The following is a 17,423-nucleotide window of genomic DNA, read 5'->3' as shown; positions in this document are numbered from 1 at the left end:
TCAGGAGTCACCATGGGAAAGCTCTTCTACGGTTCCGACCCGCAGCCGATGGAAATCGACGACAGGCTGCTCCAGTACCTTCAGGTCGTCCTCTCGACCAAGCTGCGACGCAGCGAGTCGTTCACGATCACGTGGACCGACGTGGCCGCCGCGCACACGCGTACGACGCTGTGGATCCAGCCGGCCATCCCCCTGCGGTTCCTCTACTCGAGCGTCGAAGCCGAGCGCCTGTCGGGCGGATACCTCCGTCAGCTCGCCGACCAGGCGGCGATGTCGTCGGGTCTGCTGCTCGACGCGGCCACCTGGCAGGAGCACGAGAGCGCGCACCGCGTGCAGCTCGCCGCAGCCGCCTGATCCGCACACCTGCCTCGCACCCCGCCCCCATCGAGGGGGGCGGGGTGCAGTCGTTTGTCGCAGCTCTGTCGATTCCCGAGCGACGCTGCGACACCTCGGCGTAGATTTGCCTCATGCCCCGGTCTGTTGCTCTGATTCGCGGCGTCGGAGGGCCCACGGCGCTGAAGATGCCCGCGCTGCGAGAGGTCCTGGCATCCGTGGGTCTCGGCGAGGTCGAGACGCTGCAGGTGGCGGGCAACGTGGTGCTCGACGACGCCGGGCGGGCCCCCGGCGAAACCGCCGCCGCGATTCGCGCGGCCGTGCGCGAGGCGTTCGGTCACGATCTGCCGGTGATCATGCGCTCCCACGCTGAACTCCGCGACGCGCACGCCCGAAACCCCTTCGCCGACGCGCCGGAGGGGCGATGGGTGCAGACCGTGTTTCTCGAGACCGCGCCGACCAGCGCGGCACTCGAGCTGCCCGTCGGCGTGCCCGAAGAAGCGGTGCTGGATGGCCGCGAGGTGTTCGTGCGGTATCCCGAGGGCATCGGCGGCTCGAAGCTGCAGGCTGGGTGGTTCGAGAAGCGCCTCGGCGTGATCGGCACCGCCCGCAACGCCAACACCGTCGCGAAGCTCATCGCCCTCAGCGCGTGACACCCCGCCGCCAGCCACAGCGATAAACGCGATCCGCGTCAGGAAACGCGTCAACAGCACGTTTCCCGGCGCGAATCGCGTTTATCGCCCCAAGCCGGGGGCCCCAGCCAGCCAGCCGCGGCGCCCCAGCAGCGGCGGCAGCGGGGGCGGCGCAGCGGGGCGGGGGCGCTCAGTGGAAGAAGTGGCGCTCGCCCGTGAAGAACATCGTCACGCCGGCCGCACGGGCCGCGTCGACGACCTCGCTGTCGCGCACCGAGCCGCCCGGCTGGATGATGGCCGACACGCCCGCGTCGATGAGCACCTGCGGCCCGTCGGCGAAGGGGAAGAAGGCGTCGGATGCCGCGATGGAACCGGCGGCACGGTCTCCGGCGCGCTCGACCGCGAGGCGGCACGAGTCGACGCGGTTGACCTGCCCCATGCCGATGCCGACCGTCGCGGAGCTCTGCGCGAGCACGATGGCGTTCGACTTCACCGCGCGGCAGGCCTTCCACGCGAAGATCAGGCTCTCCATGGCGCCCTCGGCGGGCCGCTCGCCCGAGACGAGCTCCCAGTTCTTCGCGACCGACTCGATGTCGGCGGGGAAGCGGTCGGCATCCTGCAGCAGCAGTCCGCCCGAGACGAGGCGCACGTCCATGGGCTCCTGCCGCCAGTCGGCGGGCAGCTGCAGCACGCGCAGGTTCTTCTTGAGCTTGAACACCTCGAGCGCTTCGGGCTCGAAGGCGGGCGCGATGATGACCTCGGTGAAGATGTCGCGGAGGTTCTCGGCCATCTTCAGCGTCACGGTGCGGTTCGCGGCGATGACGCCACCGAACGCCGACACCGGGTCGCACTCGTGCGCGCGCAGGTGCGCCGACGCGATCGGGTCGAGCGCGTTGGGCGCGGCGACCGCGATACCGCACGGGTTGGCGTGCTTGATGATCGCGACGGCGGGCTTGACCATGTCGAAGGCGGCGCGGAGAGCCGCATCGGCGTCGACGTAGTTGTTGTACGACATCTCCTTGCCCTGCAGCTGCGTGGCCTGGGCGATGCCGTGCCCGCCGACGCGCGTGTAGATCGCGGCCCGCTGGTGCGAGTTCTCGCCGTAGCGCAGGGTCGACAGGCGCTCGGCCTTGATCGTCAGGTGCGCGGGCAGGTCGATGTCGTCGCCGAGCGTGCCCTCGGCGAACCACGTCGACACGGCGGTGTCGTAGGCCGCGGTGTGCGAGAACGCGCGCGCGGCCAGCTCGCGGCGCTGCACGAGCGACGTGCCACCCGCGGTCTGCAGGGCGTCGATGATCGCGGGGTACGACTCGGGCGAAACGACGATCGCGACGTTGGCGTGGTTCTTCGCCGAGGCGCGCACCATCGCGGGGCCGCCGATGTCGATCTGCTCGACGACGTCGTCGCCCTCGGCACCGGATGCCACGGTCTCGACGAACGGGTACAGGTTCACGACCACGAGCTCGAAGGGGCGGATGCCGAGATCCTCGAGCTGCGCTTCGTGCCGGGCGAGGCGGAGGTCGGCGAGGAGGCCGGCGTGCACGCTCGGGTGGAGCGTCTTCACGCGCCCGTCCAGCGACTCGGGGAAGCCGGTGACCGCCGAGACGTCGGTGACCTCGAACCCGGCGTCGCGAATCGACGCGGCCGTCGAGCCGGTCGAGACGATCTCGACGCCCGCGCCCGCGAGCGCTCCGGCAAGCTCCAGCAGGCCGGTCTTGTCGCTCACCGAGACGAGCGCGCGGCGGATCGGGACGATGTCACGGGGACGGTAGTCGGCGGGGTCGTGGCGGGGTCCGGCCATGGCTGCGGCTCCTCTGTCTCGAGTCGGGTTCGAAGGCAGCGGGCGAGCGCCCGCGGCCCGGTCAGGCGGTTCGGGCGATCGGGGCGGCGAGGTCGAGCTCGCCCTCGGCGATGCGGCGCACGACGTCGATAAGCAGACGGCGTTCCACCGGCTTGATGCGCTCGTGCAACGCATCCTCGTCATCTCCGGGCAGCACCGGGATACGCTCCTGCGCGAGGATCGGCCCCGTGTCGACACCGGAGTCGACGACGATGACGCTCGCGCCGGTCTGGTCGACGCCGGCGGCGAGCGCATCGCGCACGCCGTGAGCTCCGGGGAACTCGGGCAGGAACGCCGGGTGGGTGTTGATGATGCGGGGCTCCCACGCGGCGACGAGGTCGGCCGGGAGCAGACGCATGAGCCCGCTCAGCACGACGAGGTCGGGCTGCCAGACGGCGAGCTGCGCTCCCAGTTCTGCACCCCACTGCTCACGCGAGGCGAACGCCTCGAAGGGCACGAGGAAGGTCGGGATGCCGAAGTGCTCGGCGTGCGCGAAGCCGTCGGCCTCGCGATCGGCACCGACCGCGACCACGCGCGCCGGGAAGTCGGGGGCGGCAGCCGCCTCAAGCAGGGCGCGGAGATTGGAGCCGGTGCCGGAGATGAGGACGGCGACCGTAAGCACGGAGGTCAGTCTACGCAGGTGCGTTCGAGCGCGCGGATCGGCCCGCATCCCCCGGGCATGGTCCGGAACGGCCGGCGTGCCCTGACGTCAGCGCTGATCCGGGGTGTCATCGCCCCAGGCGGCACGGATGCGCGCGCGCACGTCGTCGTCGTCGCTCGACGCGGCCGCGGGGTCGGGTGTCGACGCCGAATCGGTGGCATCCGAGGCTCGGTACGCACTCGGCCACACGTCGGTTGCGATGCCGGCCCCCGGCCCGGGAGCCGTCGGGGTGGGGCCGGTAAGGTGCTCGTCGCGGTCGAACGGCGCGTGCGCGCGGGCCGGGAACGAGAACGCCGGGGCTTCCTCACGCGGCGCGGTGAGCGGCGTCGCCGAACCGCCGACGCGCGGACTCAGCAAGAGAATGGCGAGGCCCACGAGCACCTCGAGGCCGAGCGCGAGGGCGAGGGGTCCCGGCTGCGGTCCCGTCACCGCGAGACGGCCCGGACCGATCGCGCCCGACGAAACGACCGCGACGAGCGCCCCGACCCCACCGGTGAGCGCGGCGACGACGACCGCGAGGGTCAGGCGCGGCCCGATCGGCTCGGGGCCGGTGCTCAGCGGCATCCGGGAGCGCAGAATCCACCCGGTCAACGCCCCGATGCCGACGGGCAGCAAGACGAGCAGCAGCAACCACGACGACGTCGAATCCGGCACCGCGCCCAGCACCGGGATGCCGGGGAGCGCGCCGACCTGCGTCGCGGCCGGGGTGATCGCGGTGTCGCTGCCGATCGCGAAGCCGGGACCGGCGGTGAACGCCAGGGCCCACAGCACGAGCGTCGGGAGGTACACGAGCTGTCCGAGCGCGATCACGGTGGCGCCGATGGCATCCGCGTTGCTCGCCTGGAAGAGTCCGATCACCTGCCCGGAGCGCGCGACGAGCCCGGCGACGAGCACCAGTCCGCCCACGCCGACGAGTCCGAGCGTCGTCAGGGCGAGTCCTCGTGCGGCGAGAGCCGGTACGGCGGCCCAGGCGCCGGGAAGACGTGCGATGCGGTGTCGCAGAGCGTCGATCGGCCCCTCGTCGCCCACGCGCCACGCGGCGACGACCGCGCCGAGGAGCGACGGCACGAAGAAGAGGAGCGACGGCAGCAGGATCGCCAGCCACGTCTCGGATGCCACGAGGGCGGCGTTCGAGGTGAGGGCGACGAGCGTCGCGAGGCCTGCGAAGACCAGCGAGCCGGACAGCCAGCCGGTGATCGGGGCGCCCGCATCGGCGGCCCGCACGCCGGATCGAGCCGCGAACAGACCGGTGAAGACCGCGAACGCCAGCGGTGCGAGCGAGAGCGTGAAGGTCGCGAGCGAGGGGTCGATGCCCGTGGCCGCGAGATAGGTGTCGGGCAGGGTCACGGCCACCGGCACGAGATGACCGAGGTGCCAGACCGCCGCGGCCGCCGGCCACAGAGCGCCCCAGTCGGCCTCCCCGAGGCCGAACACCCACAGGAGCGTGAGGGGCGCGAGCACCACGGCGATACCGCCGGCGGCCGCCAGCACGGCGTCGAGGGCGGCGAGGAGGGCGACGAGAAGGCGATGCATGGGCGAATGGAACCCTACCCGCGACGGCTCGGCGCGCCTCTCAGGCGCGGCGAGGACGGGCTACCCCGCGAGGCGAGCGGACACCCGATGATCGGGTGTCCGCTCGCGGGGATCGGGGCTCAGCCGAGCGCGATCGCCGTCCACGAGACCGGCGGGAGCGTCACCGTCAGCGAACCGCCGTCGATCGACACCGTGTCGTTGGGAGCGGTCGACACCCGGTCGGGGTTCTCCAGAGTGTTGGCGGCCGAGATGTCGGCATCCGTCAGGGTGTGCGTCTCGAGAACGGACACGGCGCCCAGGGCGGTGATGTCGACCGTCATCGTGACCGCCTCGGTCGTCGACCGGTTCACCAGGAAGACGGCGCTCTGACCGGTGTCGGCGTCGTGCGTGGCGACGGCGTCGACGAGCGGTACCTCGCCGTAGACGGCGGTGTCGTAGGTCGGCGACGACAGGTCGAGACGCAGGGCTTCGCCGCGCGCGAGGCGCGAGGTGATCGCGAACGGGAAGAAGGTCGTCTGCTTCCAGGCGATCCCGCCCGGCTCGGTCATGATGGGCGCGATCACGTTGACCAGCTGCGCGAGTGACGCACTGGCGACGCGGTCGGCGTGCTTGAGCAGCGAGATGAGGAGGTTGCCGAAGACCACGGCATCCAGGACCGAATACGAGTCCTCGAGCAGGCGCGGGGCGACCGGGAAGTTGTCGACGCCGGTGAGCTTGTCGACGGCGTGGTACCGGTCGATGTACCAGACGTTCCACTCGTCGAAGGAGATGTCGATGCGCTTGGTCGAGCCCTTCACCGCGCCGACGTGGTCGGCCGTGGCCACCACCTTCTCGATGAACCCGTCCATGTCGACGGCCGAGGCCAGGAAGCTGTCGACGTCGCCGCCGCGCTCTTCGTAGTAGGCGTGGCACGAGATGAGGTCGACGTCGTCGTACGTGTGGGTGAGCACCACGCGCTCCCACTCGCCGAACGTCGGCATGTGGGCGCTCGAGGAGCCGCAGACCACGAGCTGGAGGTCGGGGTCGAACATGCGCATCGCTTTGGCCGTCTGCGAGGCGATCTTGCCGTAGTCCTCGGCCGAGCGGTGCCCGAGCTGCCACGGGCCGTCCATCTCGTTGCCGAGGCACCACATGCGCACGTCGAAGGGTGCGGTGCGCCCGTTGTCGCGGCGCCGATCGCTGAGCGCGGTGCCGCCGTGGGCGTTGGAGTACTCGAGCAGGTCGAGCGCCTCGAGGGTTCCCCGGGTGCCGAGGTTGATCGCCATCATGAGGTCGGAACCGACCTTGTCGAGCCACGACGAGAACTCGTGCAGGCCGATCTCATTGGTCTCGGTCGAGTGCCAGGCGAGGTCGATGCGACGGGGGCGCTCCTCCACGGGACCGACGGAGTCCTCCCACCGGAAGCCCGAGACGAAGTTGCCACCGGGGTACCGGATGGTGTCGACGCCGAGTTCTTTGACGAGATCGATGACGTCTTGGCGGAACCCCTCGGCGTCGGCGGTCGGGTGTCCGGGCTCGAAGATGCCGGTGTAGATGTGACGGCCGAGGTGTTCGACGAACCCGCCGAAGATCTTCCGCCGGATCGGACCGATCGCGAATCCGGGGTCGATGGTGAGACGTGCGTCAGGCATGGGTGTGCTTTCTGTGTCGTGCGTGGGAGATCAGAGGAAGAGGGGCGACGGCGTCACTTGACGCTGCCGAGGGTGAGGCCGCCCTGCCAGTAGCGCTGCAGGAGCAGGAACGACAGCAACAGGGGCAGCACCGAGATGAAGGCGCCCGTGGTGATGAGGTTCCACACCTGCTCACCACCCGCCCCGGCGTTCGAGAGCGCCAGCCAGCGGTTCAGACCGACGGTCACGGGGAGGGTCTCGGGGTTGGTGAGCATCGCGAGCGGAAGGAAGAAGTTGTTCCACGTGCCGACGATCGACAGCAGCAGCACCGTCACGATCGCGGGGCGCAGCAGCGGGAGGACGATCCGGGTGAACGTGCGCCACTCCCCCGCTCCGTCGATGCGCGCGGCTTCCAAGAGCTCGTCGGGCACCGTGTCCTGCGTGTAGACGCGCATGAGATACACCGCGAACGGGTTCAGCAGCGACGGCAGAATGACGGCCCACCCGGTGTTCACGAGCCCGTACTGGCTGAGCAGCATGAACTGCGGGATGACGAGCGCCGTCAGCGGCACCATGACCGAGCCCAGGATCATGCCGAAGACGAGCCCGCGGCCCCGAAACCGGTACTTGGCGAATCCGTAGCCGGCGAGCACCGCGACGACGGTCGCACCGATGCCGGAAACGAACGCGTACAGGAACGAGTTCCCGAGCCACGTCCAGTAGATGCCGCCCTGGTGCTGGAAGAGTCCGGCGATGTTGGCGAACAGCTGGGTCGGGTCGTCGAACCAGAAGGCCGGGCTCGAGAACAGCGCGCCCGTGCTCTTTGTGGCCGAGACGAACAGCCACCAGATCGGGATGACGAAATACAGCGAGAGGATCAGCAGCAGCACGTGCGAACCGATGCGGCGCCCTCCCTGCGCACGACGGGCGGAGCGGCGCGCCTCGCGTCGAACCGCGCGGTCGGGGCGCCCGGCGCCGGCCGTGACGATGGTGCGCGTGCGGTCGTCTCGCGCGGTGGTGAGGGCGGCCATCACTTGAGTCCGTTCTGCTTGCGGGTGAGGAAGAGGAAGCCGAACGAACCGACGAACACGACGATCGCGAGGGAGAACGCGATCGTGGACGCGTAGTTGAACTGGCTGTAGCTGAACGCGAGGGCGTAGGCGTACATGTTCGGCGTGTATTCCGCCGGGAGCGCGCCCGACGCGATGGAGCGCAGCACGGTGGGTTCGGTGAAGAACTGCAGCGTTCCGATGAGCGCGAACGTGATGACCATGACCATCGACGACGAGATCATCGGCACCTTGATGCGCGTGGCGATCTGCCAGCCGTTGGCCCCGTCGACGCGCGCCGCTTCGTAGATGGCCGGATCGATCGACCGCAGCGCCGCGTAGATGACGATCATGTAGTACCCCGACCACTGCCACGTGACGATGTTGACGAGGCTGCCGAAGATCGTGTCACTGGCGAGGAAGTTCGGAGCGTCGAGCCCGAAGAGGCCGAAGAGGGTGCCCGCCGGACCGAAACGGGGGCTGTAGAGGAAGCTCCACATCAGCGCACCGATGACGACGGGGATCGCGTACGGCGCGAAGATCAGCAGCCGCGAAGCCTTCGCGAGCCAGGTGCCGAGGGTGTCGAGCACGAGTGCGGCGACGAGGGCGACCAGGAGCTGCGCGGGGATCATCACGATCGCATAGAGCGCGACGCGACCGAGGCCACCCAGGAAGAGCGGGTCGGTGAACGCCTTGAGGTAGTTGGCGCCGCCGACGAACTTCGTGCCGGTCGCCAGCGTCGAGCTGAACAGACTCATCCCGAACGCGTAGATGAGCGGGAAGATCAGGAAGACGGCGAAGACCACGAGGAACGGGGTGATGAACAGCCAGCCGACGCGCTGTCGGCGTATGTGGCTGTCGGCGCGGCGCCGCTTCGGCGTCGGCGTCGGCGTCGCGAGGGTGTGCGTGACCATGGGGTCTCCCGGTGGGAACGAGAACGAGGGAAGGAGGAGGGCGGGTCGACCGACACGGCCGACCCGCCCGATGATCAGTCGACCGTGAAGCCCTGCTCCGTGGCGTACTGCTCGAGCGTTGCCTGCAGGTCATCGAGCGCCGTCGAGGCATCCTTCGACCCGTCGACCGTGACCGCGGTGACCTGCTGCTGCAGCTGGTCGTACGCGTAGTTCTGGAACGGGCTGAAGGTGAAACCGGTGTAGCCGGCGGCCGCGGGGAGGAAGACCTCCTTGTTGATCTGCTGACCGCCGAAGAAGGGCGCCTCGAGATCACGGAAGTAGTCGGACTCGAGGATCGGCTTCCACAGCGGGAAGAGCGCGGCCTCTTCGATGCCGATCTTCCACGCCTCCTCGGTGCCGAACACCTCCTTGGCAACCGTGGCCGCGGCCTCCTTGTCTTTCGCCTGGCTCGTCACCGCGAAGGTCGATCCGCCCCAGTTCACCTGCACGGGCTGCGCGGCATCCCACTGCGGGATCGGCGCCGCGCGCCACACGGCGTTCTCGTCGGTGCCCTCCAGACCCTGCAGGTAGCCCGGGCCCCAGGCGGCGGCGACGTAGATGGCGTAGGTCCCGTCGACCAGCTTCGTGTTGTAGTCGGCGGTGAAGGCCTCGTCCGTCGCGACGAGACCCCGGGAGGTGAGGTCCTGCCAGTAGGCGAGCACGTCCTTGGATCCCTGGTCGTTGACGTCGATGCCGATCTGCGTGGGCGACGCGCTGTCGTACTCGAACGGCACGGAGCCGGCCTGGGCGAAGAGGGCCTGGGTGAACGCACGCCCGTTCGGCGGGAAGTTCGCCAGCACGCCGGGGGCACCGGCATCCTTCAGCTTCTGGGCGGCGTCGGCGAACTCGGCCCACGTGGTGGGCGGGGTAATGCCGTACTGGTCGAGGATGTCCTGGCGGTAGAGCATGCCCATCGGGCCGCCGTCGACGGGGATGGCGTACACGGCGTCCCCGCTGGAGACGTCCTTCCACGCTCCCTCGGTGTAGTCGCCCTTCACGTCGCCGGCTCCGTACTCGGACAGGTCGACGAGGGCATCGCGGATCGAGAAGCTCGACAGCACCTCGGCCTCGAGCATGATGACGTCGGGCGCCCCCGAGCCGGATTCGATCGAGGTCGAGAACTTGGTGTATTCGTCGTTGCCCTGGCCGGCGTTGGTCCAGCAGATCTGCACGTCGTCGTGGGTCTGGTTGAACAGGTCGACGACCTGCTCGAACGCGGGGTACCAGGCCCACACGCTCACCTGCGTGGCGTCGGGCTGGAGGATCTCGTTGGTGCACGAGGCCTCGGACGATCCGGATGATGACGAGCTGCATCCCGTCAGCGCGGCGGCCGCCACGACGGCGACGCCGAGTCCGGCGATGACCTTCTTCTTCATGGGCTGTGTTCCTCTCGCGGTGCGAAACACCGGTGTCTCTCGGAGATGGCTTGGCGCAGCCCGGCGCCTCTGGAGTGCCGCTCTGCACGATTTACAACGTTGGAAGTAAACGTTGTAAATGAATGGTGCCTCGACCGTGGCACACTGTCAAGCACCGTTTTTCAGGTCAGCGGATGCCAGGGGCGGATTCGCGCTCCACCAGGCGATAGTCCGCGAGAAGAAGACGCGGCGACACCTCCTCGACCTCGCCCGCGATGCGCGCGAGGAGCGTCTCGACAGCGGTGCGGGCGATCCACTCCTGACCGGGGTCGATGGTGGTGAGCGAAGGGATCGAATACTGCGCTTCGTCGAGGTCGTCGAAGCCGACCACCCAGACATCGTCGGGCACACGTCGCCCCGCCTCCTGGAGCGCACGCATGGCCCCGAGCGCCAACGTGTCGTTGAGTCCCAGTACGGCATCGAATTCCACGCCCCGGCGCAGCAACTCGCGCATGGAGTCGGCCCCGTTGGCGCGGTGCCACATCGTCGTGTAGCCGACGATGTCGTCGTCGTACGGGACGCCGGCCTCCTCGAGCGCTTCCCGGTACCCGCGCAGACGCAGCCCGGCCGATCCGATGACCTCGCCGGCGTGCGCCCCGATGAGTGCGATGCGCTTCCGGCCCTGCGCGAGGAGATGGGCAGTGGCCGCTCGCGTGGCCTCGACGTTGCGCATGGTGACGTGGTCGGTGGGGCCGTCGAAGATCCGCTCACCCAGCAGCACCAGCGGGTACGGAACGGCCAGCCGGTCGACGTCGTCCTGCCCCATCCCGAGCGGGCTGAAAATGAGGCCGTCGGTGAGCTTGAGCCGCGGCGAGCGGAGCAGCTCGATCTCGCGCTGCCGGTCGCCCCCGGTCTGCTCGACGAGGACGACGACGCCCCGGCGCTCCGCTTCGGCGATGACGATCGCCGCGAGCTCGGCGAAATAGCTCAGTGCGAGGTCGGGCACCGCCAGGGCGATCGCCCCGGTCCGGCCGCTGCGCAGATTGCGGGCCGTCAGGTTCGGTGTGTAGCCGAGCTCGGCGATGGCCTTCTCGACGCGCTCGCGCGTGGCCGGCCGGATGTTCGGCCGATCGTTGATCACATTGGAGACGGTCTTGATCGAGACCGACGCCAACCGCGCGACGTCGTGCAGCGTGGCTGTCATCGTGCCTCCATCCGCTCACTGTACAACGTTGTACAGACACGGTGATGCTCCCTGATCCGGCCACCCGCGCCGCGGGCACCGACTCCGCTTCTCAGGCCGAGCGCTGTCGCGCCACGTCCGCTGTTGCACGCGCATCCCGCCACCGCTCCCACACGATCTCCGCGAGGCGCGGGTCCGCACCGATCGGTGCGGTCGTCACGTCGGCGTCCGCCTTCTCGATGACGCGCGAGAAGTGACCGGGCGCCAGGACGTAGCTGGCGGCGACGGTGCGTTGTCCGGCATCGCGCGCGGCGCGAACGGCGTCGGGGATCCGGGGATCGGATGCCGCGGCGTACGCGGCCACCACGGGGCCGGTGACCCCGGCATCCACCATCAACCCGGCCATGCGCTCGACGTCGAGAACGGCGCCGGGGCGGGTGGAGCCGGCCGCAGCGAGCACGACGGTGTCGCTCGGCTCCGCGCCCGAGGCCCGCAGGCGATCGGCGAGGATCTCGGCCAGCACCGGGTGCGGGCCGAGCGCCGGCGCCACGGGGAGGCCGTCGGCAGCCTCGACCAGGTCGACCTCGGTGTGATACCCGGTCGAAAGCAGCAACGGCACGATCACGATGTCGGAGGTGCGCTCGCGCGCCGCAGCGACGACGTCCGTGACGTACGGACCGTGCACGTCGACGTACGCTTCGTGCACCTCGACGCCGTCGGGGGCCGTGCTGCGCAGCACATCGAGCAGCGACCGGACGACCACCCGCCCCTCCTCGAACCGCGTCCCGTGGGCGCACGCGATGAGCACCGCCGTCATGAGTCCTCCTCGTCAATGGCGTCGAGCCGGTATCCGCGCTTGTAGACGGTGCGAATGAGATCGAGACCCCCCAGCGCCTCCCTCGTGCGGGCGACGGCGACTTCGACCGCGTGCCCGCTCGACTCGGCGCTGGACAGTGCCGCAACGAGGTCGGTGCGGGAAACCACCGTGCCCGGCTCGCGGGCGAGGGCGCGCACGATCTCGACCCCCGTGCGTGGCAGCGCCGTGAACGCCCCGTCGAGAACGATGCCCGAGGACCGGATGCCGAGTGCTCCGGCGCTCGTGGGGATGAGGGGCGCCTCGGCACCTCCGTAGTGCGTGACGACGGCACGCACGAGAGCGCCGAGGCGGCCACGGTCGGGAACGAGGGGCACGATGCCCGCGTCGATGAGCGGTGCCGCGGTGATGGGCCCGACCGCGGCGATCAGCACGTGCCCCGCGCGCGCACGTGCCGCGACGCCCGCGAGGGCATCGGCACGTTCGGCGGCGAGGATCCACTCGCGCGCGGCGGGCGCCGAGGTGAACAGGACGGCGTCGATCTCGCCCCGGGCGACGTGCTGAGCCGAAGCGGCAACGAGTGCGGGATCGGGCGGCGGCCCCCAGCGGTAGATCGTGAGGCTCGTCACACGCGCCCCGGCGTCGGTGAACGCCTCGTCGAGACCATCGGCACCCGAGCCGTGGTGCTGTACGGCAACGTGAAGCCCTCCGATCCCCTCGGCGAGGAGGAAGTCGCGGAGTTCAGCGGCGGTTTCGGACTCGGCGACCCAGTCGGCCTCGAACCCGGCCTGCTGGATGGCGCCACGCGCCTTGGGACCGCGCGCGACGATGCGCGAACGTTTCAGCACCGCGCCGAGCGCGTCGTGCAGCCCCGCCTCGTCGGCGGTCTCCATCCAGCCGCGGAACCCCACACCGGTCGTGGCGACCACGACGTCGGGCGGGTCATCGACCAGGCGCTGGGTCTGCGCGATGAGCTCGTCGTCGTCGACGTGCGGCATGATCGTCAACGCCGGAGCCACGCGCACGCGCGCACCATGGCGTTCCAGCGCCGCCGCCAGTTCCCCCGACCGACGGTCGACGGGAAGAAGGACGGTGCATCCTTGCAGCACCGTCGAGATCGTCCGCTGCGGCAGGGTCACCCCACACCCGCGCCGTGCGCCACCGCGACGGGGAGGAGCAGATCGGGTCGGGCGACCTCGCCGAAGACGAGGACGGCGGGGTTGGCGAGGCGATGGGTCTCGGCATCCGTCACCGCCGCTCCGAGCGTCGTGCGGATGGTGCGCTGCGCGGGAGTGTGTCCGTTCTCGACGAACGCAACAGGACGTGCGGCGGGCGCACCGGCAGCGAGTGCCGCGGCCGCGAAGCGCGGCAGCGCGCTCACCCCCATCAGCGCGACGACCGTGGCGGTGTCGTCGCACAGCGCCGCGAGAGTCGCCGCGCTCGGGGTCTCCTGTCCGTTCACGATGTGAAGAGTACCCGCCACACCGCGGTGCGTCACGGGGATACCCGCGGCCTGCGGAACCGCGATAGAGCTGCTGATGCCCGGGACGACCTCGACCGGGATCCCCGCGGCCCGGCACGCGACGACCTCCTCGCCGCCGCGGCCGTACACGAACGGGTCGCCGCCCTTGAGTCGCACGACCCGGAGGCCCCGCGCCGCGCGCTCGACGATGAGCGCGTTGATCTCGTGCTGCGGGACGGGATGATGCTGCGGACGCTTGCCGACGTCGATGAGTTCGACGTCGTCGCCCAGCTCGGCGAGAACGCCGCTGGGGCCGAGTCGGTCGTGCACGACGACGTCCGCCTCGGCGAGCAGCGCCCGGGCACGGACGGTGAGCAGGTCGACGGGGCCAGGACCGCCGCCGACGAGCGCCACACTCCCCACGAGCGGGCGTCGTCGGCGGCGGAGCGGGAGGGCGCCTTCGGCGAGGCGCGCGGCGATCGCGTCGCGCACCGCGACGCTGCGCCGGGGATCGGCGCCGGCGGTCGAGACGACCCCGACCATCACGTCGCCGCTCGTGGTCTCGGCGGCCAGGCGCGCGGTGCCCTTGCCGCCGTGACCGGCATTCACGCACCACACGCGGCGCGCCTCGGCAGCGGTGACGACGCGGGCGTCGGTCGCCGCATCGCCGGTGGCGGTGTGGCAGAACCAGGCGTCGTCGAGGTCGCCGTCGAGGAAGGGCCGCGGATGCCAGTCGAGGTCGCCGCTCGCGGCGAGCGCCGCGATGCCGTCGGTGGCGGCGGGAGCGATCACGCGCACGCGGGCCCCGGCGGCACGGAGACGCTCGATGCGCCGTTCGGCCACGCGTCCGGCACCCACGCACACGACGAGCTTGTCGGTCAGGTCGAGTCCGGCCAAAGCGATCATCGGGAACCTCCTTCGGTCGCGATCTTCACGAACACCTCGCCGTCGCGGACGGCGACGGGGTGCACATGGAGGTCGTGCGGATCTTTGCCCTGCGTGTCCAGGCACGCGCCCGTGCGCAGATCGAACACCTGTTTGTACATCGGGGAAGCCACGGTCGGCACGCCGTCGCGGTCGCCGACGATGCCGCGCGAGAGCACCGCGGCCCCGCTGTAGGGATCGATCTGGTCGGTCGCGTGGATGCGGCCGTCGAACGTGCGGAACAGGGCGATCTGGCGGTCACCGAGGAGCGCGGCGGCCCCGCGCTCGACGAGAAGGTCGTCGACGCGGCAGACCCGGATCCACGCCGCGACGTTGCCGGTCATGGCCTCTGCCGCCGCGAGCGTCATCGCCGCACCGCCAGGGTCGTGCCGCCGATGAGCACCGCACCCGATGACCGCTCCTCCGCCGTGGCAGGGCGAGCCTGTCCGCGCTCGGCGACATAGGCGAGCGAGGGGTCGGCCACCTCGGGCGCGTTCACGAAGCTCTGGAAGCGTCGGAGCTTCTCGGGGTCGGCGAGGGTCGCCGCCCATTCGTCTTCGTAGGCGTCGATGTGGGATGCCATGGCGGCATCGAGGTCTTCCGCGATGCCCAGCGTGTCGTCGAAGACCACGCCCTTCAGCGCGTCGAGACCGCCCTCGTACTCCTGCACCCACGGGGCGGTGCGCTGCAGTCGGTCGGCGGTGCGGATGTAGAACATCAGGAAGCGATCGATCGCCCGGAGCAGCCCGTCGTCGTCGAGGCCCTCGGCGAACAGCACCGCGTGCCGCGGGGTGAAGCCACCGTTGCCGCCGACGTAGAGGTTCCACCCGGCTTCGGTCGCGATCACGCCGATGTCCTTGCCGCGGGCCTCGGCACACTCCCGCGCGCAGCCCGAGACGCCGAACTTCAGTTTGTGGGGTGACCGCAGGCCGCGATAGCGCAACTCCAGGTGCACGGCCATGCCGACCGAGTCCTGAACGCCGTAGCGGCACCAGGTCGACCCGACGCACGATTTCACCGTGCGCAGCGATTTGCCGTACGCGTGCCCCGACTCGAACCCCGCATCGACGAGGCGCCGCCAGATGTCCGGCAGCTGGTCGAGGCGGGCGCCGAAGAGATCGATGCGCTGTCCGCCGGTGATCTTCGTGTACAAACCGAAATCACGAGCGACCTCGCCGATCACGACGAGCCCCTCCGGGGTGATCTCGCCGCCCGGGATCCGCGGGACGACGCTATAGCTCCCGTCGCGTTGGATGTTGGCCATGACGTGGTCGTTGGTGTCCTGCATCGTCGCGAGCTCGCCCTCGAGCACGTGCTCCGAGTACAGACTCGCCAGGATGCTCGCGAGCGCGGGCTTGCAGATGTCGCACCCTCGGCCGCGGCCGAAGCGTTCCGAGATCGCGGTGAAGGTGCGCAGACCCGAAATGCGCACAGCATCGAAGAGCTGCGCGCGGGTGAACGTGAAGTGCTCGCACAGCCCGTTCGAGACCTCCTTACCGGAGGCCGCGAGCTCGGTCGCGACGAGCTTCTTCACCAGCGTGAAGCAGGAGCCGCACGCGGCCCCCGCCTTCGTGCAGGCCTTGACCTCGGTGGCATCCAGACACTCGAGTTCGGTCACGGCGGCACGCACGGTGCCGGCGGTGACCCCGTTGCAGGAGCAGACGATGGCATCCGCGGGCAGATCGCCCTGCGGTGCCGGGGCGAGACCCTCCGGCATGAGGTACGCGGCGGGGTCGCCGCCGAGGGCGCGACCCACCAGCGGACGCAGCGAGGTGTACGCCGAGGCGTCGCCGACCAGGATGCCACCGAGCAGCGTCTGCGCGTCGTCGCTGAGCACGAGCTTCTTGTACACCCCCGCTACCGGGTCGGCGTACACGACGTCGAGGGCGTCCGGCGTCTCGGCGAAGGCGTCACCGAAACTCGCGACGTCGACCCCCGAGAGCTTGAGCTTCGCGGACGTGTCGAATCCGGAGAAGGCCGCTTCGCCGCCGAGAAGCCGCGTCGCGGCGACCTCGGCCATCGCGTAGCCGGGTGCGACGAGGCCGATGCACTGCCCCTCGAAGCTCGCCACCTCGCCGATCGCGAGGATCGACGGGTCGGAGGTGTCGCAGCCCTCGTCGATCACGACGCCACCGCGGGGGTCGACCCGCAACTCCGCGCAGCGGGCCAGCTCATCGCGGGGTCGGACACCGACCGTGAACACGACGATGTCGACGGCCTCCCACGTGCCGTCACGCAGCTCCAGACCGTACACGGCGCCGGAGGCATCGGCATCCACCCGGGTCGTCACCGACGATGTGCGCACCTCGATGCCGCGCGCCTCGATGAGCCGTTGGAGCGCCTTCGCTCCGCCGAGGTCGAGCTGCGCCGACATGAGCCGCTCGTTCGACTGCAGCACGAACGGTGCGACGCCCTCGGACTGCAGCGCTCCCGCGGCCTCGAGGCCGAGCAGACCACCGCCGACGACGGCGCCCCGGAGCGGGCGGCCGAGCTGCGCGGAGCGCTGGGCGATCCAGTCGCGCATCGCCGCGACATCGTCGAGCGTGCGGTAGACGAAGCAGCCGGGGTGGTCGAAGCCGTCGAGCGCGAGCCGCGCGGCGAACGATCCCGTCGCGAGCACGAGACGGTCGTACGGGTGGACGGCACCGGATGCCACGGTGACGGTGCGCGCGGCACGGTCGATCTCCGTCACCCGCGCACCGGTCTCGACCCGCACCCGCTCGTGATCGAGCACGGTGGGGTCGAGCGCAAGGTCGTCGGGCGTCTTCCCGCCGAAGAACCCCGTGAGGCCGACGCGATCGTAGGGTCCGCGCGGCTCGTCGCCGAGCACGGTCACCGACCAACGGGCGTCGGTGTCGCGGCCGACGAGGCTCTCGACGAAGCGGTGGGCGACCATGCCCGCGCCGACCACCACGACGGAGCCGGATGACGCGGGGTGGAGCATGTCGTCACCGTACGCGGCGGACTTTGCGCGCCGGTCAGCGTCACGTTTCGTTCCGGTTGCGGGGTGCGAGGGGGCCATGCCCCGACGTTAGGCAGCGGAGGTTTCCCCGGGAGTCCCAGCCGCGTTACCC

At 70.3% G+C, this 17,423-nt stretch carries 15 protein-coding genes; 2 read left to right on the top strand and 13 right to left on the bottom strand.

Going from position 1 to position 17,423, the window contains the following annotated elements:
• The first annotated feature begins 12 nt into the window (after positions 1–12).
• Both ACU6WY_RS03025 and ACU6WY_RS03020 read left to right on the top strand, forming a co-directional pair.
• Positions 13–354, top strand: a complete 342-nt coding sequence (locus tag ACU6WY_RS03025; protein ID WP_483820987.1) for a DUF7882 family protein — start codon at positions 13–15, stop codon at positions 352–354.
• A 113-nt stretch (positions 355–467) separates the two neighbouring features.
• Complete coding sequence (locus ACU6WY_RS03020; protein ID WP_483820986.1) at positions 468–986, top strand: DUF1697 domain-containing protein; 519 nt, start codon at positions 468–470, stop codon at positions 984–986.
• A 169-nt stretch (positions 987–1,155) separates the two neighbouring features.
• Here ACU6WY_RS03020 and purH read toward each other — a convergent pair whose 3' ends face one another.
• From purH to nirB, 13 genes are all read right to left on the bottom strand, one after another.
• On the bottom strand, positions 1,156–2,766 hold the full coding sequence (gene purH / locus ACU6WY_RS03015) for a bifunctional phosphoribosylaminoimidazolecarboxamide formyltransferase/IMP cyclohydrolase (protein ID WP_483820985.1): 1,611 nt from the start codon (positions 2,764–2,766) through the stop codon (positions 1,156–1,158).
• 61 nt (positions 2,767–2,827) lie between these two features.
• Positions 2,828–3,427, bottom strand: coding sequence for a phosphoribosylglycinamide formyltransferase (gene purN, locus ACU6WY_RS03010; RefSeq protein ID WP_483820984.1), 600 nt, complete (start codon positions 3,425–3,427; stop codon positions 2,828–2,830).
• Between the two features lie 87 nt (positions 3,428–3,514).
• A complete protein-coding gene (locus ACU6WY_RS03005; RefSeq protein WP_483820983.1) occupies positions 3,515–4,999 on the bottom strand; it encodes a cell division protein PerM in 1,485 nt (494 codons plus the stop codon).
• Positions 5,000–5,118: 119 nt separating this feature from the next.
• Positions 5,119–6,630, bottom strand: a complete 1,512-nt coding sequence (arfA, locus tag ACU6WY_RS03000) for an arabinosylfuranosidase ArfA (protein ID WP_483820982.1) — start codon at positions 6,628–6,630, stop codon at positions 5,119–5,121.
• Between the two features lie 53 nt (positions 6,631–6,683).
• Positions 6,684–7,640, bottom strand: a complete 957-nt coding sequence (locus ACU6WY_RS02995) for a carbohydrate ABC transporter permease (protein WP_483820981.1) — start codon at positions 7,638–7,640, stop codon at positions 6,684–6,686.
• Positions 7,640–8,572: a carbohydrate ABC transporter permease gene (locus ACU6WY_RS02990; protein ID WP_483820980.1), complete on the bottom strand. Its 933-nt coding sequence runs from the start codon at positions 8,570–8,572 to the stop codon at positions 7,640–7,642. Before ACU6WY_RS02990 ends, ACU6WY_RS02995 begins: the two co-directional genes overlap by 1 nt.
• 74 nt (positions 8,573–8,646) lie before the next feature.
• Complete coding sequence (locus ACU6WY_RS02985; RefSeq protein ID WP_483820979.1) at positions 8,647–9,987, bottom strand: ABC transporter substrate-binding protein; 1,341 nt, start codon at positions 9,985–9,987, stop codon at positions 8,647–8,649.
• 166 nt (positions 9,988–10,153) lie between these two features.
• A complete protein-coding gene (locus ACU6WY_RS02980; protein WP_483820978.1) occupies positions 10,154–11,170 on the bottom strand; it encodes a LacI family DNA-binding transcriptional regulator in 1,017 nt (338 codons plus the stop codon).
• Positions 11,171–11,261: 91 nt separating this feature from the next.
• Positions 11,262–11,966: a sirohydrochlorin chelatase gene (locus ACU6WY_RS02975; RefSeq protein ID WP_483820977.1), complete on the bottom strand. Its 705-nt coding sequence runs from the start codon at positions 11,964–11,966 to the stop codon at positions 11,262–11,264.
• Positions 11,963–13,102 (bottom strand): uroporphyrinogen-III synthase, encoded by a 1,140-nt coding sequence (locus ACU6WY_RS02970; protein WP_483820976.1) that lies wholly within the window; start codon positions 13,100–13,102, stop codon positions 11,963–11,965. Before ACU6WY_RS02970 ends, ACU6WY_RS02975 begins: the two co-directional genes overlap by 4 nt.
• A complete protein-coding gene (cobA, locus tag ACU6WY_RS02965) occupies positions 13,099–14,331 on the bottom strand; it encodes a uroporphyrinogen-III C-methyltransferase (protein ID WP_483820975.1) in 1,233 nt (410 codons plus the stop codon). The genes ACU6WY_RS02970 and cobA overlap by 4 nt, the downstream gene beginning before the upstream one ends.
• Entirely contained in the window at positions 14,328–14,693 is a 366-nt protein-coding gene (nirD, locus tag ACU6WY_RS02960) for a nitrite reductase small subunit NirD (protein ID WP_483820974.1), read from the bottom strand. The genes cobA and nirD overlap by 4 nt, the downstream gene beginning before the upstream one ends.
• Before the next feature lie 20 nt (positions 14,694–14,713).
• Positions 14,714–17,293, bottom strand: a complete 2,580-nt coding sequence (nirB, locus tag ACU6WY_RS02955; protein WP_483820973.1) for a nitrite reductase large subunit NirB — start codon at positions 17,291–17,293, stop codon at positions 14,714–14,716.
• Positions 17,294–17,423 lie beyond the last annotated feature (130 nt).

The sequence above is a fragment of the Microbacterium sp. ZW3a genome (assembly GCF_057167165.1).
This window is presented reverse-complemented; position numbering and strand designations above follow the sequence as displayed.

What these genes read in the sequence shown, in the direction of transcription:
- ACU6WY_RS03025 (WP_483820987.1), top strand. Translation starts at nt 13, where the DNA reads ATGGGAAAGCTCTTCTACGGTTCCGACCCGCAGCCGATGGAAATCGAC.
- ACU6WY_RS03020 (WP_483820986.1), top strand. Translation starts at nt 468, where the DNA reads ATGCCCCGGTCTGTTGCTCTGATTCGCGGCGTCGGAGGGCCCACGGCG.
- purH (WP_483820985.1), bottom strand. Translation starts at nt 2,766, where the DNA reads ATGGCCGGACCCCGCCACGACCCCGCCGACTACCGTCCCCGTGACATC.
- ACU6WY_RS03005 (WP_483820983.1), bottom strand. Translation starts at nt 4,999, where the DNA reads ATGCATCGCCTTCTCGTCGCCCTCCTCGCCGCCCTCGACGCCGTGCTG.
- arfA (WP_483820982.1), bottom strand. Translation starts at nt 6,630, where the DNA reads ATGCCTGACGCACGTCTCACCATCGACCCCGGATTCGCGATCGGTCCG.
- ACU6WY_RS02995 (WP_483820981.1), bottom strand. Translation starts at nt 7,640, where the DNA reads ATGGCCGCCCTCACCACCGCGCGAGACGACCGCACGCGCACCATCGTC.
- ACU6WY_RS02990 (WP_483820980.1), bottom strand. Translation starts at nt 8,572, where the DNA reads ATGGTCACGCACACCCTCGCGACGCCGACGCCGACGCCGAAGCGGCGC.
- ACU6WY_RS02985 (WP_483820979.1), bottom strand. Translation starts at nt 9,987, where the DNA reads ATGAAGAAGAAGGTCATCGCCGGACTCGGCGTCGCCGTCGTGGCGGCC.
- ACU6WY_RS02980 (WP_483820978.1), bottom strand. Translation starts at nt 11,170, where the DNA reads ATGACAGCCACGCTGCACGACGTCGCGCGGTTGGCGTCGGTCTCGATC.
- ACU6WY_RS02975 (WP_483820977.1), bottom strand. Translation starts at nt 11,966, where the DNA reads ATGACGGCGGTGCTCATCGCGTGCGCCCACGGGACGCGGTTCGAGGAG.
- cobA (WP_483820975.1), bottom strand. Translation starts at nt 14,331, where the DNA reads ATGATCGCTTTGGCCGGACTCGACCTGACCGACAAGCTCGTCGTGTGC.
- nirD (WP_483820974.1), bottom strand. Translation starts at nt 14,693, where the DNA reads ATGACCGGCAACGTCGCGGCGTGGATCCGGGTCTGCCGCGTCGACGAC.
- nirB (WP_483820973.1), bottom strand. Translation starts at nt 17,293, where the DNA reads ATGCTCCACCCCGCGTCATCCGGCTCCGTCGTGGTGGTCGGCGCGGGC.